We start from the raw sequence: 25,096 nt of genomic DNA on the forward strand, positions 1-25,096 counted from the left end.
GATTAAGTTAGTCATAGAAAATGAAGATAAAGCCATACAAGAAGCCAGGGAGTTAATTACTAGAACCAGCCAGGAAATTGATTCAGTACAAAAACAGCAACAATTATTACAATTAATTGAGACAATTTTAATTTATAAATTACCCAGCATGGATATCAAGGAGATACAGGAAATGTTCGGATTAAGCGATTTAAAGCAAACACGAGTATATCAGCAAGCATTTGCAGAAGGAATAGAAGAAGGAGAACTTAGAGGAAAGCTACTAGCAATACCACCAATGTTAGCTGCTGGATTGACTGTGGAACAAGTAGCACAAGCGTTAGCTTTAACAGTCGATGAGGTGAGAAAAGTAAGCCAAGAACAAACTGCTAAATAGGGCAATTGCATCTTTAGCCGAACATTATTAAGCCACCCTCTAAAAACTTAGAGAGCGACTAAAACTGAATCAAAAAAAAATTATCGTAGCGGTATTTTATTGATTTAACTATCAAAGCGTGAGAGCAAGGTCGGACGAATTAACTGAACATTCACTAGAAGGTAAACTAGATTTGTCTCTTTTTTGATGCATATTAGACAATTTGTTAGATATTGCTTCCGTCAAAGAATGAGTATTTGGTAAGGCAGATGCAGGCATTTCTTGCCAACAGGTGGGGCAAAACCAATAAGTATGATTATGGCTGATGTGGGATAAAAGTGTATCTTGACAGCAAGGACAGTAATTCATGGTTTTTACCTCTATTTGAGATTATTTTAGGAACACAAAAGTTTGGGGGATTTTGCCGATGAATATTCATGCTTCTAATATAAACTGTAAATGTGAGAAACTTGTGAGTAAAGTACAGAATTTATAACTACGAAGAACGCTGACTGCAAAGAGAAACAAAGCTCAAATATAGCCCGATCGCCGATAAATGACCTTAACTAAACTTAATACTCACAAAATCCTCATATTGTTGGTCTATAAGAGAGACAGTTATCAATTCTCATAGGACTACTATCATGTTTAAGAGAATTCTTGTTGCAGTCGATAATTCAGTTCAAAATCAAATGGTGTTTGATGAAGCTGTATCTTTAGCAAAAACAACAGATGGAAATTTAATGTTGCTGCACATTTTATCTCCACTTGATGAACAATACACTGACCCTTTGTTTTTACAGCCAAATGTTCTTTATCCAGAATTGCAGCCAAATAATAGTAAGTATGCCAACGACTGGGAGAAGTTGAAAAATAATCGACTCAATTGGTTGCGATCGCTATGCGAACAATCGACGCAATTAGGAGTTGAAACAGAATTTTCTCAAAATATCGGCGAACCATGTCAAATGATTTGTAATATGGCTCTGAATTGGGAAGCGGATGTTATTGTTATTGGTCGTCGGGGTCGTCGAGGAATAAGCGAATTATTCTTAGGTAGTGTTAGTAATTATGTACTTCATCATGCTCCTTGTTCGGTGTTAACAGTACAAGGAATAATTCATCAGGTCAACGAAGCAACTCGAACACAAGTGGAGGTGACAAGTAAAGTTTGAATATATTCCATCAAAAATTAAATATTATAAAGCTTTATTAATGTAGAGACGCGATATCTAAAGTGTCTCTACAATTAACTGTTAAATGCTTCTGGGAGGAGTTTGACTTCGATAAAAATAGATTCAGTAATAGGGAAAGAAGTAGTTTGCTTAAAAAAATCGCCAAATCAAAACGTTTTTAGAGAGCTACAACTAATGCATCAAGATCAAATATCTGAGTTACCTATTGTGGATGATAAAAATAATTTATTGGGAGTTGTTGAAGACAAAAATTATTACAAGTTTTTGCAGAGCGAGATAATATCATGGGTATAGGGCAAAATGAAATTAGCTTCAAACACGTAGAACCGGGATGCGAAGCGGCAATTACAGATATTTCGGCAGCGGAAGCACAAATTAAATTTGATGCCAATATTTTGGCTCATGTCAGCGATGCAGTGATTGCTGTTGATAACGAACATAAAATTATTTATTTAAATAAAAGAGCCGAACATCAGTACAATATTAATGCTGCGGAATTTATTGGACGCAGTTTAGAAGAAGTTTATAAATATAGCTGGCTGAATTCACAAGACAACCAGGTAGCAAAAGAAAGTTTATCTGCAAATGGTTGGTGGCAAGGAGAAAATATTCATACTAAATTAAATGGAGAAGAAATTTATGTCGAGTTATCCGTTTCCTTTCTAAATAATAATCGCGGTGAAAAGATTGGTTTGCTGGCTGTAATTAGAGATATAACCGATCGCAAACAAGCTGTAGAAAAATTACGTCAAACTGAAGCTTTGCTGCAAGAAGCGCAACGAATTGCTAAAATCGGTAGCTGGTCTTGCGATTTGACTACGGATGAAACTTGGTGGTCGAAACAGTTTTATCGATTTTTTAGTTGTGAACGCAATAACACAACTCCTAATATTAAAGATATCCATCAATTTATTTATCCAGAAGATAGGGAACGGGTAAATCTGCTGATTAGAAATGCTATCGAGCAAGGTATTCCCTATGAAACTGAGTTTCGATTTCTACATACTGACGGAACTATTGGTTACGCATTTTCCTGTGGAAAAGTAGAACGTAACGCAATCGGAAAAATTGTCCGTTTTTACGGTATTTCAAAAGATATCAGCAAATATAAACAAGCTTTATCCGCGTTACAAGAAAGTGAAGAACGATTTCGCATGATGGCAGATACAGCCCCCGTACTGATTTGGATGGCTGGATGCGACAAACTTTGCAATTATTTTAATGCCGTGTGGTTAGAGTTTACCGGACGCACTTTAGAGCAAGAAATCGGTAATGGTTGGGCAGAAGGGGTTCATCCAGACGATAGAGAGGAATGTGTAAAAGTTTACTTAGATGCTTTTGATGCTCGTCAAGCGTTCTCAATGGAATACCGTTTGCAGAATTGGAACGGTGAATATCGCTGGATTTTGGACAAAGGGACTCCCAGATTTAGTTCAGATGGAAGTTTTGTTGGTTATATTGGTTCTTGCATAGATATAACCGAACGTAAACAAGCGGAAGAAAAAATTGTTCAGCAAGCTGAGTTGCTCGATGTTGCTACAGATGCAATTCTGTTAAGAAGTTTATCGGGAATAATTTTATACTGTAACCAAAGTGTAGAAAGAATGTATGGTTGGACGGCAGAAGAAGCTATAGGGAAAAGTGTGAACGAGCTTTTATATAAAGATTTTTCGGAGGAATTACAGGAAGCGCATCATAAAGCCCTGCAAAATGGTTCGTGGGAAGGTGAGTTAAGGAAAGTTACCAAGCAAGGTAAAGAAATTATTGTTGCTAGTCGCTGGACTTTGATCCGAGATCGAGCCGGACCGAAATCAATTTTAAGTGTAGATACCGACATCACCCAGAAAAAACAACTTGAAAGTCAATTTCTGCGCGTCCAACGTTTAGAAAGCTTGGGTACATTAGCAAGCGGTATCGCTCACGATTTAAACAATATGCTCACACCAGTTTTAGCGATCGCGCAGTTACTACCCCTCAAGCTTGGTAATGTGGATGAAACATCTGGGCGAATGTTGGTAATGCTGGAAGCCAATGCTAAACGAGGAGCTAATTTAGTCAAGCAAGTCCTCTCATTTGCTCGTGGTGATGAAGGTAAGCGCACGGTGCTACAAGTTAAGCATATTTTGAAAGATATAGAACAGTTTGCTAAAGGTACATTTCCTAAAAGCATCGAAATTGAAAGAGATTTGCCGCGAGACTTATGGACGGTTTCAGCAGATGCTACCCAATTACATCAGGTATTTATGAATTTAGTCGTAAATGCTCGCGATGCAATGCCAAATGGAGGAATTTTAAGCATTGAAGCTAAAAACAAGTTTGTCGATCAAAGCTATGCCAAAATGAATATTGAAGCAAAAGTAGGTCGTTACGTTGTAGTTACTATTGCCGATACCGGAATTGGGATTCCTAAGCAAATTATAGATAAGATTTATGACCCATTTTTTACTACCAAAGAAGTTGGGAAAGGTACGGGATTAGGTTTATCGACGGTATTAGGTATTGTCAAAAGCCACGGTGGTTTTATTGAAGTATCGAGTCAAATAGAAAAAGGTAGTCAATTCAAAGTTTATTTACCAACTATAGAAGGAGACGTTTCACCAATACTAGATAGTGTGCAGCGACCTATAGGAAATCAAGAATTAATTTTAGTTGTTGATGACGAAATCGGAATTTGTGAAATCATTAAAGCTACACTCGAAACCTATAATTTCCGCGTTATAACAGCCAAGGATGGTATTGAAGCAATTGCCATTTACGTACAGCAGAAAAAAGAGATTAGCGTTGTTTTAATGGATATTATGATGCCGTCAATGGACGGTGCAACAGCCATCCGTACTTTACAGCAAATGAATCCACAAGTAAAAATTATTGCGATGAGTGGATTGATTTCTACTGAAGCTTTAGCGCAAGCTAGCGACACTAATATTCAAGCATTTTTATCTAAACCTTTTGGAGCGGATGAACTATTAAGTACTTTGGGTCGGATTAAGGGAATTGGGAGTTGAATAATTTTGGATTTTAGATTACCCTGCGGGAAGACGCTTGCGCGTCAACAGATTTTGGATTGGATGTTAGAAGTTAAGAGTTAATCCTCATAATTTTTAAATACCAAGGATAAAAGCAGAATTGCCCTATTACCAATTCCCAATTCCCAACTTTACCTTCCCTTAATATTTCTTAAGTCATTCTTAAGATAGAAGCCAAAATGGTTTATTTGTTTTATTCTTATCGCAGTTAAATATTTAGAGTTTTGCGATCGCGATCTATTTTAGAATAGTAGGTTAATTTTGCAGGGTTGTAAATCTATAAGTAATTAATTACCAAGTGGTGTGAAGAGGCTAAGTGAAATTATTAATAAAATCGCTATAAGCCATTTATAATCATATGTTTGAGCAGTTTTAAAAATTGCCAAACTTTAGTAAACATAAATAGTAGGGATAATTTTTCATGTTGAATAAATTTCGTTCAAAAGCATTAGCGCTAGCATTAGCGGCTGTGATTCTTCCAGCTTGTACCGATAAACAGCCAGAAGCAAGTAACCCTCAAGAAACTACAACACAATCGGAAGCAGAAAACGTTACAGCGAAGGAAGTTGCTGGTAAAACCGATAAGCTGATAGGTCAAACAGTTACTGTTAGAAGCAACGCTGTAAATAAAATTAGTCCTACCACATTTTCTATCACCGATGATGACTTTTTTGGTGGAGATACTATCTTAGTTGTAAATGCAACCGGAGATACTCAACCACTTCCTGAAGGTACAGAGTTGCAAATTACGGGTGAAGTGAAAAAGTTTGGAACTTCCGATCTTAACAAAGAGTATAAGTTGACATTAGACTCGAAAGATTACACAAAGTTTGAAGGTAAACCAGCGATTGTTGCTAAATCGATCGCGCTAGCACCAAAACCCGGTCAAATTACTTCAAACCCAAGTGAATATTACGATAAAGTGATTGCAGTACCTGGTAAAATTGCAGATGTAGTTGATAAAAATGCTTTTACCCTTGACGATCAAAAACTCATCGGTGCTAATAATCTACTAGTCTTAATTCCACCTTCCAATACTACGGCTATAAAGAAAGATGAAACTGTAGTTGCTACAGGTAAGTTACGGAAGCTAGTTGTTGCCGATTTAGAGAAAGAATACAAGTTTACTTGGGATGCAGGTGTTAAGCAGAAATTAGAAACCGAATATAAAGATAAGCCGGTATTAGTTGCTGACGGTATATATCCATCTGCACTACCCGAATCTCTTGATAAGTAAATTTTGATCCGTTAACTCAAAATAGGTTGAGAAAAGTAGGGGGTTTCCGTTTTATATGGAAACCCCCTATTTGATATAAATATACTATTCTATCTATCTTTTGAAGGAAGAATTACTTAAATTAAAATAGATAAACTAATACTGGATCTGATTTTTAATGCTATAAAAACTTCAAAAAATTTATAGCAAAGGAGAAAATACTAATGCAAACAAAAACTTCATCTTCTCCCAGCAAACAAGAATTTGCCGGTACCTTTCGTCTTCTTGGTAGAATTAGCTTCTGGGTTCATTTGCTTTTAGGTACGGTTGCTGCGATTATTTTATTATTAGTCATCTTCAGTCGTAATTTTAGCGATGTAAATAATCCTTTTATTGGATTTGGAATATTTTTAGGAGTATGCGGTGTTATTGCAGTGGGTTTCCGAATTTTTTGGGCTTATCGCTATACTCGTTTAGCTAAACGTTTGCAGTTACCCGATACTAATGTACATCCTAAAAAAGAAGAAATTATTAGAGTTTTGCGTGTCGGTTTAATTATTAGTTTGCTTGGAATTGGGTTAGGTTTCTTAGCTACTGAAGGAACTGTGATTTCCGTTTTAGCGAAAACTTTGGCTCAACCCCAGGGAGTAGCAGTTTATAATCCAGAAACAGTAGTACGTTCTATAGATTTACTTCTTATACTTGCAAATGTGACTATTATCGGCGCTCATTTTTTAGGTAGCGTTAATTCTTTGGGATTGCTTGAATGGTTGGAGAAATAAGATTTAAATAAAGAATTGAGGTGAAATGTGAACTTTGGGAAACTGATTAGCTTCCTCTTATTTGCATTAGTTTTATATGTCTTATGAAAGATATTTTGAATTATTGGTAACTGAGCAATCATAAAATACCCACTCTTAGCTAGTAATAACGCACCAATTCCGGACGGTGCGTTAAGTTTTTAAGTTTAATTAAGAGATCTTCACATCGATAATTTCTCTTTTTCCTTCTGAAGATGTTGGCACATTCGCTCGCATTTTTAGTTCGGCTATCCCGACAATTTTTAAATTGACTTCCAAAGAAACATTCTCAGCCGTAAGTTGTTTTTCTTTTACTCTCTGACTGGCAATTTCAATTATATTAATTGCTTTATCAACTGCTGTAATAATAGCTTCTTCAGTAATCTCCTCGGCTTTATTCTTAGTAACTTCAGAAATATTATCAACGACTTCTTTGCCCTTATTTTTTACATTGTCCATTAAATCTTCAGCTACTTTTTTACTTTGTTGAGATATATTGTTTAAATCCATAATTTTTTAAGTTTTATAAGTTTCATTTATTATCTTATAACAAAATAAGTAGAGTGCGTTAGATATATGAGTATTTATAATAGGAACGAAAATTTTTATTATCTACTAATTAAAATTGAAACCCCAAAAGATTCCAATAAGCTAAGAAAGGAACAAAAATTAACGCAGCTAAAGTAACTAAAGAATAATAGAACCGTCCCAATATTGACCAAAATTTATATTTCCAAATTACTGTAGAAAAGATTAATAATGCCAAAGTTAAGAAAGTGCTTACTAATGGAAGTATTAATAAACAAATTACTACCGTTGGTACACCATAAACTAACTTCCAAAAACCGATAAGCCATAGCGATAAAGGAAAGCCAATTAAAAATACCAAATTTAAAGTAGCTACCAAACTAGCTATTACCCAAGCCCCGTTCAGTTGACGTTCAAATTTACCAGACTTTCCCCGCAAACACCGAATAATTGGAATAATCGGGTACATAATAAAAGCTGTGAAAAACATAATTGTGCAAAAGGCTGCGATACCAACTTGCGCCCAAACACTTTCGTACCAAGCAATTTTCTCATAAGCTCCTATTTTAGGAAAAAGCGGATTGAATGCAAACTCTACTTGCTCATTTTTATCTTCACCAAAGGCTGTGAAAGCATTATCTGATGGTCTTCTAAATAATAGTTTACTAATTGGTACTAATTCTTTATCTGGTATTTTACTTACAAAAAAGAGTTTCGGGGTATCTATTATTAAATTACCGTTATCAGCTTTCTTAATATTAATATCCTTGAAAGGCGCGGTTATTTTTGCAAAAGTATTGCGGGGATATTCAACATCGCGGTAATTACCTGTAAATTTTTCTAGTTGCTCTTGAGTTAAAGAAAGATTAGGGTATACAGGTTGTTTTGTAAGAGGAAAATATCGGTCAAAAAATTGATTTAGGAATGTACCACTCAAACCAGTAAAACTGTTATTAGCAATAAAAATACCAATATTTCTTTCTGGCAATAATGTAAGAGAAGCAGAATATCCCCGCAAACTCCCCAAATGTCCCCAAGTGCGAATATTATTTACCCAACGTTCGCGAAAACTGTAACCAGTACCCGGTAACATTGGATGATGTGTAAAGTGTCTTGTGAGCATTTCGCGCGCCGTAGCTTGTTTGAGGATGCGCTTATCTTGATAGCGCCCGTGTAGCAAATATGCATTCATAAAATGAGTCATATCTGTAGCAGTTGTGCTTAATGCTGCTGCGGGTGCAATATTTAAATATAGATAGGGAACGGCTTGATATTTACCGTTATTATATTGATAGCCTGTAGCCAAATTATCTGCTAGTTCTTGCGGTGGGGGCTGCAAAAAACTGGTGCGACGCATCGACAGCGGTTGCAAAATATTTTTGTCGATGTATTCAACAAAGGGGGTTTGAGAAATTGTTTCGACTAAATAACCTAATAAAGCAGTACTATGACTGGAATAACTGTAAAGCGTACCGGGTTGCCACTCAATTGCGGGCATATACTTAGCCAAATAATCGCCCAAAGGTAGCATTTTTTCGGGTGTGGGGGCTGCAAGTCCGATGCGTCTTTTGGTGGTACCATCGGTATGCATCATCATTTGGGCTGCGGTTACTGGTTCGGGAAAAGGATTTTTGATTTGAAATTTTTTGAGATATTTGTTTGCATCAGCATTTATATCCAATTTTCCTTGTTCCGATAGCTGCATTGCTGCTGTTGCTGTAAATAATTTGGAGAGAGAAGCAACCCGAAACAGGGTTTTATCCGCATCTACAGGAATCTTTTTCTCTACATTTGCATAACCATAACCTTTAGTCAAAAATACTTTTCCATCCTTAACTACAGAAATAACCGTTCCAGGTATGTGAGACTTTGACATCCGATCGTTCATAAATTTATCTACCCATGCTGCAAATTCTTGGGGGTTACTTAAACTTGGTGTAGAGTCAGATGGTGTTATAGGTGGTTGCGGTTGCGTGGGTTGCTGTTGAGATATCGGTGGAGGAAATTGAGGTGGGATATCCCTAGAAAAACTAGTTAAGCCAGAGAGAGATAAGAATAGAATAAATCCGATAAGCCCAACGCATAAGGGCTTCATCCATTTGATAATCATGGTTATATAAACAATATTTCAGTTTTTTCAACAAGCACGGCAACCCTGTAGAGAAAATCAAAACCTCAGTTCTAAACTTCACATTACTTTGATAACCAACTATTTCTGGTCTTTCTACAGATAGAGATTGCTTTTATAGTCCCTATTAAGGATGAAAGTTAGTTTACTTCCGGAAGAAGACAAATACAACTTAAACGGATATTCTACACATACGTTAGCGGAAATTGATAAAACATGGAGGCATTTTGTGCGTTTTGGAAAATGGGTAGGCTTATTTGCTTTTGTCGTATCAATATATGTCTTGTGGCAAATTAGACAAGTTTTATTGATAGTTTTTGCTGCGATAGTGTTAGCAACCGCTTTAAATCAAATTGTTAAAGCTTTACAAAAAATTCGTATTCCGCGAGGGTTTGCGGTCGGAATATCAGTTATTCTTCTGCTGACAATTGCATCAGGATTTTTCGCGCTTATTGTGCCATCAATTATTGAACAGTTGCGCGAATTTACTTCTTTAGTACCAAAGTTTTTAGACCAAATGCGGTTATGGAATGATTGGCTTTTAAAAGTGATTCCCGAACAAGTTTTAAATGAAATACAAGGTTTAAGATATTTGACCCAAGGTTTACAATCTTGGTTAGATAGAATTTTAGGAAACTTCTTTTTAATTTTGAGTCAGTCGCTCAATATTGTTTTAAATCTCTTACTTTTTTTAGTTTTAACTATAATGCTTTTGATAGACCCAAAACCCTATCGAAATGGCTTTCTATTGCTTTTCCCAGCCTTTTATCGTCGTCGGATGGATGAGATTCTTCATAAATGCGAAAATTCATTAGTAGGATGGATCAAAGGTACGCTACTGACCATGTTTCTCATTGGTGGTTTGAGCTATGTTGGGTTATTACTTTTAGGTGTGCGACTACCTTTAATCAACGCAATTGTAGCCGGATTATTAGAATTTATTCCTAACGTAGGTCCAACATTAAGCTTGATTCCACCGCTATTATTAGCGCTACTTGATGCACCTTGGAAAGCCGTTGCTGTAATTGCATTATATTTTGGTATTCAGCAGGTGGAAAGTTTGATTGTTGTACCTTTAATCATGAAGTCGCAAGTCTCTTTACTACCAGTAGTAACTTTATTAGCAGTAGTAGTTTTTGCTAATTTCTTTGGTTTCCTTGGTTTATTTCTAGCGATTCCTTTAGTACTTATACTACAAACATTTATCCAAGAAATCGTAGTTAAAGATGTTCTAAATAATTGGAATTCACCTAATGTTATTAACGCAGAGAATAATATCGCTTTAGTAGATGTAAATCTGAATCCAGAACTGACTGATGATTCGATTATAAATAAAGGTTAAAGGTTAAAGGTTAAAGGTTAAAGGTCAAAGGTTAAAGGTCAAAGTTTGAAGAGGTTAATAATTATTTATCCGATCTACTTGAGTGTGACGAAAAACCTGTTAAAGTATTCTCGGTCTTTAAAACTACGTCTTCTACAAGTCTTTCGCTAAATCCAGCCACAAAGGCGATCGCCATGTAAAGATAAATAGTACGGTTTTCATTTGCGGAGATTTGGAAAATACCGGAAAATACTCCAGATTCAATTAATGCTACCGCGAAAATAGCAAAAGACATTCCGACAATCGGACGGAAAAAGCCGGTAAAAAATAAGTCTGATTGTCCTTCTTTTCCTTGTTCGATGAATTTATTAGCACGTACAATTATACTCACCGCACTTCCTAACGCACCCATTGAAACAGCTACTAAAATAAAGTAAATACGGGTTTCAAAAAAGTCTTCAGTCACAAATTTGGATTGTTGATTGCTGTTATTTAAGTTTCCTTCTTTCTCGTTTATCAACTTTAAAATAAATAAATACGGATTTTCTTCTTGAAGCTGCTTGATCTCTACATCTGTCATCTTAGAAAGAGTTTCTTCTGGCTTTTTGTCAGATTCTTTTGTTCCCTTAACTAATTTTTCTTGTTCGTTTACAGAATTCAACTCGTTTTTGATATTGTCTTGTAAACTTTCTATTGTTTTTTTAGTACTTTCAATTTTCGGATACAACTGATTGCTGTTATCGCTTTCTTTCGCAACCTTTAACTGAGATTCTAATAAATCTAGTTCCCGCTGCACTTTTGAAAGCCTAGTTTTAAGGTCATTAAGAAGACTGTCACTTTTTGTTACTTGTTGCTGCGTCTTATATAATTCTTCTATAAGTGGTTTAACCGTATCGAATTGAATATTTTTTTGTTTATCGATAATAATACTTCTCGTAAATAACGTTAATGCACCTCCCACAATGGGACAAATTACAAATATGATAAAAAACCAACTTAGACCAGAAAGTAACCGATTATAAGCACCTCCAGTACCCTTGATAATCGCACTAAAAGGATGAGGATATTCTCGCGATTGAATTGCTATTTGTCGTCGTGCTTCTTGGATAAAAACCAGGTTTCGAGAATTTTTATCTAATACTTTATTTGCTGAATTTGTAGCACTTTTTATATCTTGTTTATTTTCCAGCAGAATTGAAATAGCTAAATCCAAAATATCAATTTGTTGAGGATTGCGACAATCTAATGTAGATATCAAACTCAGTAATCTCGCAAGTTCTCGCTGCATTTCAATACTTAATTGTTGCTGTTGCAGACTCTTCTTAATTAGAACTAGCAAATTTTGGATCTTAACTTGCGTTTCGCTATCAATGGCTTTTGTCGCGATATTAGAAAGCTGTTCAACTTCTGCTCGTAATTCAGTAGAGGATTGACCATTTTCTTGTCGGTCTGTAGATAATGGTATTTGCTTCACGATTACTCTTTTTTAATTCAACGTATAGTATTGATAAATACATTGCTTTTTAGAGTAATTACGCAAAATTAACAAAAAATTATATTGCAAACGTGAATTAGTTGGTTATCGATCGCTGGTCGCTGATAAGCTGAATCTTAGCGTATTTTATAATTCAATTTAATTGGGCGGTGTATTTTATGTGGTTGCGATCGCTAACAATTGTCTGTATTTCTGGCATTATTAGTATATTTTCCTGGGTTTATAGTCCTGCTGCTTCAGCATTAACCCAGATTCCTTTATCAGATATATCTTACCAGGAATGTCCGCTGGAATTGAGTACAGGTAATGTAACTAGTGGTGGTTCTAGCAGGGCTGCAAATTGCTTTATCGTCACGGGTACAGCGAAAAACATGACTAATAAAACTGTATATGATGCAGACATTTTTGGGCGAATTTACGACGCTAACAATAATTCAGTCATGCAAAACCGGACTCGTCTTGGTTCTATTAACGAAGTACCACCGGGAGAAAGTAATTTTGAAATGAGAATTACCGTTCCAGCGAATCAACCTACACCATTAAAATTGAAGCAGTTTAAAGCGTCGGGATTTACTTCTAAGGTTCGTTATTAATTTATTAATATTGCGTCTTTTTCGTCTTCCCTACTCCCCACTCCCTACTCCTACAATAATTGACGAAGAATGAAGCATGAAAAATAAAAATATGAGTTCCCTTTGGGGTAAATTTATTAACGATCGCACTTAATAAAAGTTTATTTATAATCCGCGATCGCTGATAATTTGTAGTTCAGGTTTCAGATTTCAGATTTCATACTTCAATTTCGAGTTGAAAAACTCCCATCTATTACCAAAAATTTGGGTTTAAAGCCCCGTCACTTCGACAAGCTCAGTACAAGCCTTATAGGACGGCTTTTTATTTTATTGTATTAGTGATTCTTGGAATCCCCGTGTGTTTACGCCGGGGAGGATGTCAAACAGGTATCGTTTTAAGAAGTCCACCGATTATGTATAGTGCAAAGAAAGCCAGCATTGGGGATAAATCCATTCCTCCTAAAGGGGGAATTATATTGCGGAAAAGATTAAGATAAGGGTCGGTTATCTGGCTGAGTGCTGCAAATGGTTGCTTGTACCACTCAATTTGTGGAAACCAAGTTAACAGTACGCGAATAAACAGTAAGGTGCTGTAAATGGATACGAAAGCAATCAGCGTGCCAATTAGTAAGTTCATGGTTTAGTGTTTTGAGTTTGAGTAAAAGCCGTCTTATTATCGATTTTAATTTAGTTAGTACTGTTATTGCCTAGAACACGGTTTCGGTGTTTACCTTTTGTAGAATGGAAATTGAGCTAGTTATAAAACAAGTTATTGTTCAAATCCGGCTCAATTTGTCAATGTTTGCCTAAGACAGCAATTCTTCACTGCGGTCTGAAAGCTCATTTACTCCACTAGAATTGTTTACGTTGCCTAATTGGTCGCGTACTTCATCGATTGTGGCGTTTAATTGGGCAATTTTATCTTCTAGCGAGCGTCGTGCTACTTCCATTTCTACCCCGGTCGATGCTGTACCTCGCATTCGTCGTTTGGCAGATTTATCATTTGAATTGCCCGTACCTGTTATTTGCTGTTCTCGTTCTTCTTCTGTCAATTCTGCCGCATCACGTCTTTGTGCTACCAGCGTACCGATAACACCACCAACTACGCTACCAAAAATTGCTCCAGCAAAAAAACCGCTCGCAAAACCATCGCGTTGACTCATAATATTTACCGTCCATCCCTATTGCTACTTCCTACTTTAATCATCAGTTTTTTTTGTAGTAAGTCCTAGCTGCATATTAGCTTAAGTCCCAAAAGTGCGATCGCCAGCATCTCCCAATCCCGGTACGATATATCCTTGTTCGTTCACCACTTCATCTATTGTTGCGGTGTAAATATTCAAACTCGGATAAGCTGCACTTAATTTTTGCAACGCGACAGGAGACGCAACTACGCAGACAATCCGCGTTAAAGCCGGGTCTACACCGCGCTGGGTTAATTCCGACATGGCTGCCATTATAGAGCCTCCCGTCGCCAGCATAGGGTCGGTAATTAACACTCTGGTTTGGGGATCAATTTTTTCTGGTAGCTTATTGAGATAACATTGCGGCTGCAAAGTTTCTTCGTTGCGGACTAAACCCAAATGATAAATAGATGCCAAAGGTAGCAACGTTTGCGCTCCTTCAAGCAATCCTAATCCCGCTCGCAAAATCGGTACCACCGCTACAGGAATTTCGGGATTAATGAATGTTGCAGGACACTCCTGCAATGGGGTTTGAACTGTTGATTCTAGAGTCGGCAACCATTCCCTAGCAGCTTCGTAAGTTAGCCAGCGTCCCAACTCAGTCATCGCAGAACGGAACAATACAGAAGGTGTCGCAACATCGCGAGCAACTGCTAACCAGTGCTTGACTAAAGGATGGGGTGGAACGTAAACGCGCAGTTGTAGCGTCATAATAAATCTAAAATCTTCAATATATACGGTATAACAACGCCAAACATCATAATACTGTTTTAAGCTGCTCGCTAATAGCCAACATAAACACTTACAAAATTTATTAAAATCTTACCAAAAAACTATTGAGAATATTTTTTATTAGTAGTTGACATTTATTCTCAATCAGCGGTATATTATTTTCCAGTGTTCTCCTCTCTTTAAGGAACGGCAGATGGGATTGGTCGGCATTGCGGACTTGTCCCTCTTTTTTTTATTTTGGATTTTAGATTTTAGATTTTGGATTATTTTAAGTTAAGACCACCGGATCGGCGGAATTGTAAATTATTTCTCCCCATCCCCTTGTCCCCCCATCCCCTTAATAAAAATTAATCATGTATGACGCGATCGTAATTGGCTCTGGTATTGGTGGTTTAGTAACGGCGACTCAGTTAGTGGCGAAAGGTGCAAAAGTGCTGGTATTGGAGGGATATACGATTCCTGGTGGTAGTTCTGGCTATTTTGAACGGGAAGGATATCGCTTTGATGTGGGGGCTTCGATGATTTTCGGGTTTGGGGAAAAAGGGACGACTAATTTACTCACTCGTGCTTTGAAAGCTGTAGATGTCAGCTTGGAAACAATTCCCGACAACGTACAAATTCACTATCATTTACCCAAGTTAGATTTAAAAATTGAACGCGATTATGAAAAGTTTTTACAAAATTTAATTGCATATTTTCCTCACGAAAGTAAAGGAATTCGTGGTTTTTATGATGAGTGTTGGAAAGTTTTTAATTGCTTAAATCAGATGGAGTTGCTGTCTTTAGAAGAACCCCGGTATTTAATGCGGGCGTTTTTCGGACATCCATTCGCTTGTTTGGGTTTAGCGAAGTACCTACCGCAAAATGTCGGAGATATAGCGCGACGATATATTAAAGACCCGGAATTATTAAAGTTTATTGATATCGAGTGTTATTGCTGGTCGGTGGTAAAAGCTGATATGACACCGATGATTAACGCTGGAATGGTGTTTTCTGATCGACATTATGGTGGAGTTAATTACCCCAAAGGTGGTGTAGGACAAATTGCTCAGAAGCTGGTAGAAGGTTTGATTAAAAAGGGTGGGGAAATAAAATATCAAGCCAGAGTTACACAAATTTTACAGGAGAAAGGACGAGTTGTAGGGGTGAAGCTGGGGAATAATCAAGAGTATCGCGGTAAACGTGTGGTTTCCAACGCTACCCGCTGGAATACATTTGAGAAATTATTAGCCACAGAAGAAATACCAGCTAATGAAAAAAAATGGCAACAAAGATATGAAAAATCGCCGAGTTTTTTCAGTTTACATATGGGAGTAAAAGCAGAATTATTATCTCCCGAAACCGAATGTCATCACATTTTATTGTCCGAGTGGGACAAAATGACCGCTTCAGAAGGAACAATTTTTGTCTCAATTCCCACATTACTCGACCCAGAATTAGCGCCAAAGGGATATCATATCATTCATGCGTTCGCGACACACTGGATTGATGAATGGCAGGGTTTATCTGAGAAGGAATACGAAGCCAAGAAAGAAGCTACAGCTTGGCGGATTGTGGATAAATTAGAAAAGATATTCCCAGGGATAGATGCGAATTTAGATTATTTAGAAGCCGGGACTCCGAGAACCCATCGGCGATTTTTGGGAAGAGTTGATGGTACCTATGGCCCAATACCTAGAAAGAAGTTACGGGGATTGTTGGGAATGCCGTTTAATCGAACTGCGATCGAGGGATTATATATTGTGGGAGATAGTACATTTCCCGGACAAGGGTTGAATGCGGTCGCGTTTTCCGGGTTTGCTTGCGCTCATCGGGTAGCGGTGGATTTGGGATTTGTTTAATATTTGACTTGCATATAATGGACATTCTTAGTTGATTGGCGTTTTTTATATGCGGGTGCTGAAATTGCTATAAGATGAATGCGATTATTTTAATTAAATTATGAATTCTGCCAGCCTAAGTCAAATTTATATTTCAACGCGATTGATTTCGGAAGAAAAATTAAAACCGTTGGAAAATGCGCTACAAGATAAAAGCTTAATTCCAGAAGAAGCGACGGTATTACTGGCAAGTGATGAACAAAAAGCCATACCTTTAATTAGTAAGAATGCTACTTTAATAGAAGAAATTCAACAAAGAGTTCAGCAACTGCCTTCATCACATCAGTTTTTATTACAAGATAGTAGAAAATTAGCTGATATTCCTAACGAAAGCGTACATTTGGTAGTAACTTCCCCACCATATTGGAATTTAAAAAAGTATATAAAAAATCCCAACCAGCTTGGAGAAATCGATGATTACGAAGAGTTTTTACAAGAATTAGATTGTGTTTGGCAGCATATGTGGCGGGTTTTGGTGCCGGGTGGACGTTTAATAATTGTTGTAGGGGATGTTTGTCTTTCTCGTCGGCAATTTGGCAGACACGTAGTATTTCCATTACACGCCAGCATTCAAGAACATTGCCGCAATCTAGGTTTTGATAATTTAGCACCTATTATCTGGTACAAAATTGCGAATGCATCTTTGGAAGCAACAGGAAATGGTACTAGTTTTCTTGGTAAACCATATGAACCAGGTGGTGTGATTAAAAATGATATCGAATTTATCTTAATGCAGCGTAAACCTGGTGGATATCGCAGCCCTACTTTAAATGCTCGATTGCTGTCCGTTATTCCTCAAACATTGCATCGACAATGGTTTCAGCAAATTTGGCAAGATGTGAAAGGCGCTTCCACAAGGCAGCATCCCGCGCCTTTTCCGTTGGAATTAGCACAGCGACTAATCCGAATGTTTTCGTTTGTTGGCGATACCGTATTAGATCCATTTATGGGAACGGGGACTACTTGTATCGCAGCCGCAAACTGGGGACGTAATAGTATTGGGGTGGAAGTTGAGCCTATTTATTATCAACTAGCCCTTGAAAAAATTAGTAAAACCTATGGTTTGCGATTGGTGCATGATAAAGTGGTAACGGAAGTTGCGACATGACAGCACAGATATCTTCTATACCACAGAATGTTTTTCAAGATGCAATATATGGTTTCTGGAATACACGAGTAGCCCAAGCACAAACACAAACGCTCGCTGGTAAAATTGACCAAGGCAACCGTGGCTCTGTTACTGGTGGTAAGCAGATGGACGGATTTATTTTAACTATTACTAATTTATTGCTTGCATCTGGAGTACCACAACATCATATTCACGTAAAGAAAAGTCTGACGGTGATTCCTGGATTTTTTCGTCCGACAAAAACCTATGATTTTTTAGTAATAGATGCCGAAAAAAAGCAACTTAAGGTAGTAATTGAGTTAAAAAGCCAAGTAGGCAGTTTTGGAAATAACTTCAATAATCGCACAGAAGAAGCAATGGGTGCAGCTTTGGATATTTGGACGGCTTTCCGTGAGGGAGTATTTGGAAAAGCCCCACCACCACCTTGGATTGGGTACCTACTTTTGTTAGAAGACTGTGATGCTTCACTTACCCCCGTGCGAGTTTCCCAACCACATTTCGATGTTTTACCAGAATTTAAGCAGTCAAGCTATGCAAAACGTTATGAGCTTTTCTGTCAAAAAATGGTCAGGGAACGACATTATAATGCTGCTTGCTTTTTAATGACAGACCGCGATCGCGTTACCAATACACCGAATTATACCGAACCTAGTCCCGATTTATCAGCAGCTAACTTTTTAAGACAGCTTATTTTACATTCGGTTTAGTAATATTAGAAAAAATCCATTCCGCCACTTGCTCCGGCTGTTCCAACTGGGGAGTATGTCCGCATCTCAACCAAATTAACCGACTTTGCGCGATCGCTCTTTTAAATTTATCAGCGTCTTGGGTACCCAAAGTTTCGTCTTTTTCTCCCCACAATATCAATGTCGGCTTAGAAATCTCTTTAATTCGCGGTGCGATCTCGCTGTAACCACCACTTTTGGTAAAACTAATCGTCGCTTCGTGCCAGTTGGGCATATCTAAGTGTAAAGCAGCGCATTGCAAGGATGTCATCTCGGCATCACTTAAATTACCAAAATCCCCAAAAAACAGCGCTTGGAGTTTGCGTTGTCTCCAATATTCTACAGCCAAATAATCAAAGGGAGGAAACAAAAATCGTCCTTGGGGAAAGCTACCGGAATAACCGACGCTGTTAATTAAAACTAGTTGATGAACGCAATTTGGATAAGAAACGGTAAAATCTATCGCTGCTGCACCTCCCATTGAAGCACCAACTAAAATTACTGGACGATCAATCTGCGTTTTCCAGAAGTGGTAAAGATGGGTTTTGATGGTATCTGGGCAATAATTAATGTTTTTAATTCTTTGTGTAAAGCCAAAACCGAGTAAATCAACTGCCCAAGTTTCGTTTTTAGCAGCGAGTAATGGTATAAGTAAGCGGAATTCTAGCAGGGAACTCTCGAAGCCGTGTAAAAGTAAAATTGGTATGTTGTTGTTGCCTTGATGCACGTAGGCTGTTGAAATTGGTTGCGGATATAAAGGTGTGTTTATAGGAATTGTTTGAATGTTTTGAAAAAGCTTTAATGCATTAAAATCTTTTAGTTTAGACGTGTTAATTTTTGATAGGGATTCATGCATGAAGAACTAGATAATTTTAATACATCTTATTATACTGACTGGTTCCTAGACTCTGGCTGGGAACGTAAAATCGAGGCGGAGCCTCTAGAACTGCATTACAAGGTAGAACCTTGTAACGAGGGTATTTATTTATGAAATTGCGATCGCCTGAATTCATCTTAATCAATTCATAACCCAAGCAGAAAAATAATTAGTTAAGATTACATAGAATATTCACGGAAGTAAGTGATAAATTAACTTTACTTTCATGAGTAATTATGCTGTCAGGGCGAACAATGTAAGCAGAATTACATATCAATTATGCTTCTACCAAATCGCGAATGAATCTACCTAAATCAAAGTGCAAAAAGTTATTTTTCTCTTGCGGAAGGGAATTATAAGTAGAGGTTTATTCAGTTGTATTTTGGAGTAAATAGAATGTTGAAGAATAATCGGCTAAAAGTGTTCCCATTGTTTGGTGGAGTTGTTTTAGGAATAGCAATCATCTTAGGTGGAGGGGAAATAACCCACTCAAGCAATTCCGAAATTATATTAGGTGCAAAGCCTGTAAATGCAGCTTCGGATGTAGCTGCTATGGAAAAATCAGTTCACAATCAAATTAATCAATACCGTAGTAGCAAAGGTTTATCACCTTTAAAATTCAATACTGAAATAAGTAAAATTGCCAGAGAGCATAGTCAACAAATGGCTGATAAGCAGGTTCCTTTTGGACATAGTGGTTCAGATTCTCGCTACAAAAAGATTTCTAAGTTAATCAAATGGCGTGGTGTAGCGGAAAACGTTGCTTACAATCAAGGTTATCGCGATCCAGGAAAATCTGCGGTTGAGGGCTGGATTAAAAGTCCAGGTCATCAACAAAATATGGTGGGTAAATATGAGGTAACTGGTATCGGTGTTGCGAAAAATTCTAAGGGTGAATATTATTTTACGCAGCTTTTTGTTAGTCAGCGATAGTTAGTTGAAATTACCTGGCGATTAACCTGGCGATTAAAATCACGGCTACACAGGCAAAGTCCACCTTCGTGGACTAAATTAATTTATCATATAACCCGCGCAGGCGGGTTTTGCCTGTGTAGATGCGGTTTCAACCGCCGGTTTTCTTTTCAGAGGTATTATTTCTATAGGTATTATTAAAACCTTAATATTTTTTCCCGTAATTTTTCTACAACAGCTTTCTCTTCAGTAGACAAACTATCATCAAATAAAAGCTGATATATCAACGGTAATCCTAAATCTAACTGTTCTAAAAGTTCCCCTTGAGCAAATACATCTTCGGGTTCTCCTTCTATAATTAACTGTCCTTTATCCATGACAAATACCCAGTCAGCCCAACGATAAACTAAATCTAAATCATGGGTGGACATTAATAGTGTTGTACCATTTTGATGAATTTTTTCAAGGGTTTTAATTAGCTGACGGGTATGTTTAATATCTAAATATGCAGTTGGCTCATCTAATAATAAAAGTTTGGGTCGGAGTACCATTACATCTGCAATAGAAACTCGTTTTTTTTGCCCTAAGCTGAGATGATGAACTGGTCTTTGTGCTAATTCTTCTAATCCAAATTCTACTAATATTTCCTCGACTCTTGCCTGAATTTCTTTGGGGGGTAAATTCAAATTACATAAACCATAGGAAATATCTTCTTCAATTGTAGAAGCAACTAATTGCTGTTCTGGGTCTTGAAATATTAACCCGACTTCTTGTCGTAAATTACTTAAATAATTGCGATCGTAACGTAACGGTTTGCCGTGCCACCGAACAATTCCACTCGACGGTTTATATAATCCATTAGCTAGTAAAAATAATGTGGTTTTGCCGCAACCATTTTGACCGATGAGCGCACATTTTTTACCCGATGGAATATTTAATGTTAAACCGTTGAGAGAATATTCTCTAGCACCGGGATAAGTGTAATGAACCTGCTCAAATTCAAGTAAATATTCTTGCATTCAGCCACCATTCCAAACTGATTAAGATTACACAACCAATGACTGCTTCTAAGATATAGCGTTTTGATGCACGATAGCGACGGGGGGAATAAACGCGAAATTCTTCATTCATCCCTCGCGCTTCTAATCCTAAAGAGAATTGAGTATATTTTTGTAAAGTTCGCTTTAAAAGTTGTCCTACTAATAGCGCTAAACTTTTGATGCTGGTACGAAAATTACGGTAGCCAAGACGGGACTTTTGAGCTATAGATAAGTCGGTGGCTGTATTCCATAAAATGAAAATAAACCGATACATTAATAATAATAGTTCAATTAATAACGTTGGGAATTTTAATAAACGCAGAGTTTGTAATAATTCTGTAAACGGAACGGTTAGCATTAGAAAATATAGACAAGAAACAGAAGCAAAAGCTCTGGTAAAAATTGTCAGCGCTCGATCCAAACCAGTACGACTAATATATATATAGTAATCACCTAAATTTAAACCTTGCCAAGCATCATTTTGTACTTGGGAAATATCTGTAACAGAAATACCGTTAATAATTAAAGCCGGTAAACTAGTCAGCCAAAAAAAGCTGGCAACAGCCAATATTCTGAGATAAATACCAGCAGGAATTTTTGCATAAACAACCGTCCAAATACCCATCCACAGCGCTATCAAAATCTGCACTGGTGGATGGGTACAAAGGGAGATTAGCAAAGTTGTTAGAGCAAAAATTAATTTGTGTTCTGGAGGTAATCCTCGCAGTCGGTTAGTGTAGGCTAAAGTGTCGAGTTTTAAGCTCATTCTTCACGCTTTTGCTTTTCACTGCGTCCCCGATATAAACCAATTGCGTAACCAATTATTCCCGCACCTAAAGCAGCTTGAGAAGAAAATAATAAACTTTCAATTTCACCACTAGGGGGGTTAAATACAGGTTGAAACCAAGGTTTATAATCTGGTTTAACTTTAGTAATTGCTTGTTCAGCTTGACCATCAGAACCACCAAATTCTGCACCACGTACAAATATGATTGGTGCAACTGCTAACCCAACAACTGCTAATATTAACAGCCAATTATTCCATCCGCGATCAGAGCGACTTGATTGTTTCATTTTGAGGTTCCCGCTTAATTAAATTCAATAATTCTAATTCTTGTGGATTGTATAATTGCAGCCAATTCCACACCAATACTGTCAGTAAACCTTCACTAATCGCTAAAGGAACTTGAGTGATTGCAAAAATTCCCGCAAACTTAGTAAATGAAGCCATCACTCCACCAACTGGTGCGGGAAAAGCTAAAGCAAGCTGGATAGAAGTAATAATATAAGTCAGTAAATCTGCTAAAGCTGCAGCTAAAAATATTGCTAATCTTTGTTTTCCACACAGCTTCATCGTTAACCGATATATCCAAAAAGCTGCAAACGGTCCGGCGATCGCCATCGAAAACGCATTAGCTCCTAATGTTGTCAAGCCCCCGTGTGCCAGCAATAGAGCCTGAAACAGCAGTACCAAACTTCCCAAAACCGACATTGCTAAAGGACCGAACAACACCGCACCCAAACCCGTACCTGTAGGGTGAGAAGTGCTACCTGTTACCGAAGGAATTTTCAAAGCGGAAAGTACGAAAGCAAAAGCACCAGCTAAACCTAGAAGAAGTTTGAGTTGGGGTTTTTCCTTGGTGATACGAGTTAAGGATATAAATCCTAAAATCATGAAAGGTAAAGAAACAACCCACCAAAAAGCAGCCCAGTCAAATGGTAGATAACCTTCCATTATATGCATTGCATAAGCCGGTTTAGGTACACCAATTACCAAATATAAGCTTACCAGCGCGATCAAGAGTAAATTCAGCCGTTTGAGATTTTTTCGGATTCCCATAAAGATACGGTTCTGCTTTTAAGTGATTCAATAATTTACAAACAATATTCTCTGTTCACAGTCAATAACAGCAAAATATTAGTGATAAAATAATTAATATTTAAGCGGATTGAAGTTAGAGACAAACTGTAAAATTAGTTGCTATTTTCTACCAGAAAGTTCCCTGGATTAAGTTGAGTATAAAAAATTTTATTCATAATAGCACGGTAATTTAGTGTTAAATATTAGCAAATAGATACTTCATTGTACAGGTATATCTGTAAATTTAATTAATTAAGAATATCGCTTAAAAGTTTAACATTAACATTAACAATAACGCTGACATTGACGTTAACATTGTCATTTAAGTAGATGATTTTCAGATTATTTAGGAATTATGAAAAAAAACCTTACTAGACGCAGAGAGCGCAGAGGGAAGAGATAATGAGAAGTAATTAATTAAGAAATGATTCATCTAAATCAACTATCTTAGAGACACAATCGGGTATTTCTTTAATTGAATTCCCATGTAAAGTAAGTTTTTCTAAATTAGTCAGCTTACAAATGGAACTAGAAATTTCTTCTAATTGATTATCTTCTAAAAAGAGATATTTTAAGTTAGTTAGTTCAAAAAGCTCCTCTGGTAGCTGTGTTAAATTGTTTCCTCTTAAATCAAGTGATTCCAGATTTTTAAGTTGAGATATATCTGCTGGAAGCTCATCTATTTGATTAAAGCTTAAAGCTAAGCCAGTTAAGCTTGTAAGTTGAAAAATAACTGAAGGAATAGATATTAATTCATTCTCTTCCAAATAAAGTTCGTATAGATTAGTAAGTTGAGTTAAATCGGGAAGAGTTTCGATTTTGTTATTATCTAAAATCAAATAGCTTAAATTAGTTAATTGAGATATATTTGTGGGAATATTTTTCAAACGGTTGTAGCTTAAATCCAATTCAGATAAAGAATCTATATCAAATATTTCGGTTGGTATTTCCGTCAAATTATAATTACCTAAATCAAAACAACCCCAATATTCTTTCTTTGCTAACTTGATATTTTTTTGAATTTCAAGCCAGTTTATTTTACGGTAATTATGCATAATTTATGTTTTATCTGGAAATCTTTAATAATCAATTATTTCAAAATCAGTTTTCATCCTACAGTTTATTTTTAGTCGTGTAAGCTGTAAAATATAAATTATTGAGCGTAGAAGGGAATAATATGACACTGGCTGAAGTGCTTCCTGCCGTTAAACGGCTTTCCCCAACAGAAAAACTAAAATTAATCCGAATTTTAGCAGAAGATTTGGATGTAGCAGAAGATATTTCGCCTTTAGAACCCTTTAAAACCTACGATTTACCAACTCCCTATAATAGTTTCGGGGCTGGTGCAGTTTTGATGGAAACTCTTAAGCATTTAGATGCATCTGAGTCATAGCGTATGCGATTCAAATATTCAACTAACAGTCCAACCCAAAATGAATTTGACAGTCTACCAAGGATTCCACTAACACTATCACGAGATGAGCGAAGCGTTGAAGCTACGGGCTTGGTAGATAGTGGGGCAACTGTTAACGTCTTACCCTATGAAATTGGCCTTCAGTTAGGTGCCATTTGGGACTCGAAAAAAGCAATTATTCAGTTGGCAGGTAATCTCACCAACCAAGCAGCAATACCTTTATCTGCAACTGCTCAAATCGGCAACTTTTCATCAACAGAATTAGTATTTGCTTGGGTAAGTAGTCCTAATGCACCATTAATTTTAGGTCAAACAAACTTTTTTATTGAATTTGATGTTTGCTTTTATCGTTCCAAATTAGAATTTGAAATTATACCTAAATCTTAGATATTTACCAAACAAAGTCTAAAAACGGTGCGTTAGGCGCGAAATACAGACATTTCGTCACAATCCAAATAACTTATCGCGCCATAACACACCCTACAAAAAATATCTCTTTATTTCCCTCAGCGCTCTGTGCGTCTAGTAAGGTTTTTTTTAATCAATAATCTTCACCGAAAAACAATCACCAATTTGTAGGGTGTGTTGTCGCCGAGCGCAACGCACCGAAAATGATCGCACATTAAAATTAAAATGGTGCGTTAGGCGCGAAATAAAAATATTTTGTCATCATCCAAATTAGTTGTCGTGCCATAACACACCCTA

At 36.9% G+C, this 25,096-nt stretch carries 26 protein-coding genes; 13 read left to right on the plus strand and 13 right to left on the minus strand.

What is annotated here, in order from left to right; all coding sequences use genetic code 11:
* On the plus strand, positions 1–376 hold a 376-nt coding region (locus tag VB797_RS21340; protein WP_323239748.1), incomplete at its 5' end, for a DUF2887 domain-containing protein.
* A 111-nt stretch (positions 377–487) separates the two neighbouring features.
* Here the strand turns inward: VB797_RS21340 and VB797_RS21345 are convergent.
* The gene (locus VB797_RS21345) at positions 488–724 is read right to left on the minus strand and encodes a hypothetical protein (RefSeq protein WP_323239749.1); all 237 of its coding nucleotides are present in this window, start codon (positions 722–724) and stop codon (positions 488–490) included.
* A gap of 275 nt (positions 725–999) precedes the next feature.
* Here VB797_RS21345 and VB797_RS21350 point away from each other — a divergent pair, with 275 nt between their 5' ends.
* From VB797_RS21350 to VB797_RS21365, 4 genes are all read left to right on the plus strand, one after another.
* Entirely contained in the window at positions 1,000–1,530 is a 531-nt protein-coding gene (locus VB797_RS21350) for a universal stress protein (RefSeq protein ID WP_323239750.1), read from the plus strand.
* 305 nt (positions 1,531–1,835) lie between these two features.
* The gene (locus VB797_RS21355; protein ID WP_323239751.1) at positions 1,836–4,556 is read left to right on the plus strand and encodes a PAS domain S-box protein; all 2,721 of its coding nucleotides are present in this window, start codon (positions 1,836–1,838) and stop codon (positions 4,554–4,556) included.
* 442 nt (positions 4,557–4,998) lie between these two features.
* Positions 4,999–5,814 carry a hypothetical protein gene (locus VB797_RS21360; RefSeq protein ID WP_323239752.1) on the plus strand — a complete coding sequence of 272 codons (816 nt, stop codon included), beginning with the start codon at positions 4,999–5,001 and terminating at the stop codon, positions 5,812–5,814.
* A 203-nt stretch (positions 5,815–6,017) separates the two neighbouring features.
* A complete protein-coding gene (locus tag VB797_RS21365; protein WP_323239753.1) occupies positions 6,018–6,575 on the plus strand; it encodes a DUF3611 family protein in 558 nt (185 codons plus the stop codon).
* Between the two features lie 189 nt (positions 6,576–6,764).
* On the opposite strand, the gene VB797_RS21370 is transcribed toward VB797_RS21365, so the two are convergent.
* Positions 6,765–7,103: a hypothetical protein gene (locus tag VB797_RS21370; protein ID WP_323239754.1), complete on the minus strand. Its 339-nt coding sequence runs from the start codon at positions 7,101–7,103 to the stop codon at positions 6,765–6,767.
* Between the two features lie 109 nt (positions 7,104–7,212).
* Complete coding sequence (locus tag VB797_RS21375) at positions 7,213–9,216, minus strand: serine hydrolase domain-containing protein (RefSeq protein WP_323239755.1); 2,004 nt, start codon at positions 9,214–9,216, stop codon at positions 7,213–7,215.
* Positions 9,217–9,478: 262 nt separating this feature from the next.
* Between VB797_RS21375 and VB797_RS21380 the strand changes: the two genes are divergently transcribed.
* Complete coding sequence (locus tag VB797_RS21380; protein WP_323239811.1) at positions 9,479–10,591, plus strand: AI-2E family transporter; 1,113 nt, start codon at positions 9,479–9,481, stop codon at positions 10,589–10,591.
* 61 nt (positions 10,592–10,652) lie between these two features.
* Here VB797_RS21380 and VB797_RS21385 read toward each other — a convergent pair whose 3' ends face one another.
* Positions 10,653–12,044, minus strand: a complete 1,392-nt coding sequence (locus tag VB797_RS21385; protein ID WP_323239756.1) for a hypothetical protein — start codon at positions 12,042–12,044, stop codon at positions 10,653–10,655.
* A 179-nt stretch (positions 12,045–12,223) separates the two neighbouring features.
* Between VB797_RS21385 and VB797_RS21390 the strand changes: the two genes are divergently transcribed.
* Entirely contained in the window at positions 12,224–12,658 is a 435-nt protein-coding gene (locus VB797_RS21390) for an FxLYD domain-containing protein (protein WP_323239757.1), read from the plus strand.
* Between the two features lie 358 nt (positions 12,659–13,016).
* Here VB797_RS21390 and VB797_RS21395 read toward each other — a convergent pair whose 3' ends face one another.
* From VB797_RS21395 to upp, 3 genes are all read right to left on the minus strand, one after another.
* Positions 13,017–13,274 carry a YggT family protein gene (locus VB797_RS21395; protein ID WP_323239758.1) on the minus strand — a complete coding sequence of 86 codons (258 nt, stop codon included), beginning with the start codon at positions 13,272–13,274 and terminating at the stop codon, positions 13,017–13,019.
* Between the two features lie 169 nt (positions 13,275–13,443).
* The gene (locus tag VB797_RS21400; protein ID WP_323239759.1) at positions 13,444–13,800 is read right to left on the minus strand and encodes a hypothetical protein; all 357 of its coding nucleotides are present in this window, start codon (positions 13,798–13,800) and stop codon (positions 13,444–13,446) included.
* 81 nt (positions 13,801–13,881) lie between these two features.
* Entirely contained in the window at positions 13,882–14,532 is a 651-nt protein-coding gene (gene upp, locus VB797_RS21405; protein ID WP_323239760.1) for a uracil phosphoribosyltransferase, read from the minus strand.
* 374 nt (positions 14,533–14,906) lie between these two features.
* Here upp and crtH point away from each other — a divergent pair, with 374 nt between their 5' ends.
* From crtH to VB797_RS21420, 3 genes are all read left to right on the plus strand, one after another.
* Positions 14,907–16,394 (plus strand): carotenoid isomerase, encoded by a 1,488-nt coding sequence (gene crtH / locus VB797_RS21410; protein ID WP_323239761.1) that lies wholly within the window; start codon positions 14,907–14,909, stop codon positions 16,392–16,394.
* Between the two features lie 100 nt (positions 16,395–16,494).
* Positions 16,495–17,541: a site-specific DNA-methyltransferase gene (locus VB797_RS21415; protein WP_323239762.1), complete on the plus strand. Its 1,047-nt coding sequence runs from the start codon at positions 16,495–16,497 to the stop codon at positions 17,539–17,541.
* On the plus strand, positions 17,538–18,269 hold the full coding sequence (locus VB797_RS21420) for a PaeR7I family type II restriction endonuclease (protein WP_323239763.1): 732 nt from the start codon (positions 17,538–17,540) through the stop codon (positions 18,267–18,269). Before VB797_RS21415 ends, VB797_RS21420 begins: the two co-directional genes overlap by 4 nt.
* On the opposite strand, the gene VB797_RS21425 is transcribed toward VB797_RS21420, so the two are convergent.
* Positions 18,250–19,143, minus strand: a complete 894-nt coding sequence (locus tag VB797_RS21425) for an alpha/beta hydrolase (RefSeq protein ID WP_323239764.1) — start codon at positions 19,141–19,143, stop codon at positions 18,250–18,252. The two genes, VB797_RS21420 and VB797_RS21425, sit on opposite strands and share 20 nt — an antisense overlap.
* Positions 19,144–19,560: 417 nt before the next feature.
* Between VB797_RS21425 and VB797_RS21430 the strand changes: the two genes are divergently transcribed.
* The gene (locus VB797_RS21430) at positions 19,561–20,097 is read left to right on the plus strand and encodes a CAP domain-containing protein (RefSeq protein ID WP_323239765.1); all 537 of its coding nucleotides are present in this window, start codon (positions 19,561–19,563) and stop codon (positions 20,095–20,097) included.
* A gap of 176 nt (positions 20,098–20,273) precedes the next feature.
* Here the strand turns inward: VB797_RS21430 and VB797_RS21435 are convergent, their stop codons facing one another.
* The 5 genes from VB797_RS21435 to VB797_RS21455 form a co-directional block, all read right to left on the minus strand.
* Positions 20,274–21,095 carry an ABC transporter ATP-binding protein gene (locus tag VB797_RS21435; RefSeq protein WP_323239766.1) on the minus strand — a complete coding sequence of 274 codons (822 nt, stop codon included), beginning with the start codon at positions 21,093–21,095 and terminating at the stop codon, positions 20,274–20,276.
* Positions 21,076–21,882 (minus strand): cobalt ECF transporter T component CbiQ, encoded by an 807-nt coding sequence (cbiQ, locus tag VB797_RS21440; protein ID WP_323239767.1) that lies wholly within the window; start codon positions 21,880–21,882, stop codon positions 21,076–21,078. The genes VB797_RS21435 and cbiQ overlap by 20 nt, the downstream gene beginning before the upstream one ends.
* A complete protein-coding gene (locus VB797_RS21445; RefSeq protein ID WP_323239768.1) occupies positions 21,879–22,190 on the minus strand; it encodes an energy-coupling factor ABC transporter substrate-binding protein in 312 nt (103 codons plus the stop codon). Before VB797_RS21445 ends, cbiQ begins: the two co-directional genes overlap by 4 nt.
* Positions 22,168–22,956, minus strand: coding sequence for an energy-coupling factor ABC transporter permease (locus VB797_RS21450; RefSeq protein WP_323239769.1), 789 nt, complete (start codon positions 22,954–22,956; stop codon positions 22,168–22,170). Before VB797_RS21450 ends, VB797_RS21445 begins: the two co-directional genes overlap by 23 nt.
* A gap of 434 nt (positions 22,957–23,390) precedes the next feature.
* Positions 23,391–24,032 (minus strand): leucine-rich repeat domain-containing protein, encoded by a 642-nt coding sequence (locus VB797_RS21455; protein ID WP_323239770.1) that lies wholly within the window; start codon positions 24,030–24,032, stop codon positions 23,391–23,393.
* A gap of 122 nt (positions 24,033–24,154) precedes the next feature.
* On the opposite strand from VB797_RS21455, the gene VB797_RS21460 reads away from it, so the two are divergent.
* Together VB797_RS21460 and VB797_RS21465 are read left to right on the plus strand one after the other, a co-directional pair.
* Positions 24,155–24,370, plus strand: coding sequence for a hypothetical protein (locus VB797_RS21460; RefSeq protein ID WP_323239771.1), 216 nt, complete (start codon positions 24,155–24,157; stop codon positions 24,368–24,370).
* A 3-nt stretch (positions 24,371–24,373) separates the two neighbouring features.
* Positions 24,374–24,778, plus strand: a complete 405-nt coding sequence (locus tag VB797_RS21465; protein WP_323239772.1) for a hypothetical protein — start codon at positions 24,374–24,376, stop codon at positions 24,776–24,778.
* Positions 24,779–25,096: the final 318 nt, after the last annotated feature.

It is taken from the genome of Rivularia sp. UHCC 0363, from assembly GCF_034931125.1.
GTDB lineage: Bacteria > Cyanobacteriota > Cyanobacteriia > Cyanobacteriales > Nostocaceae > Rivularia.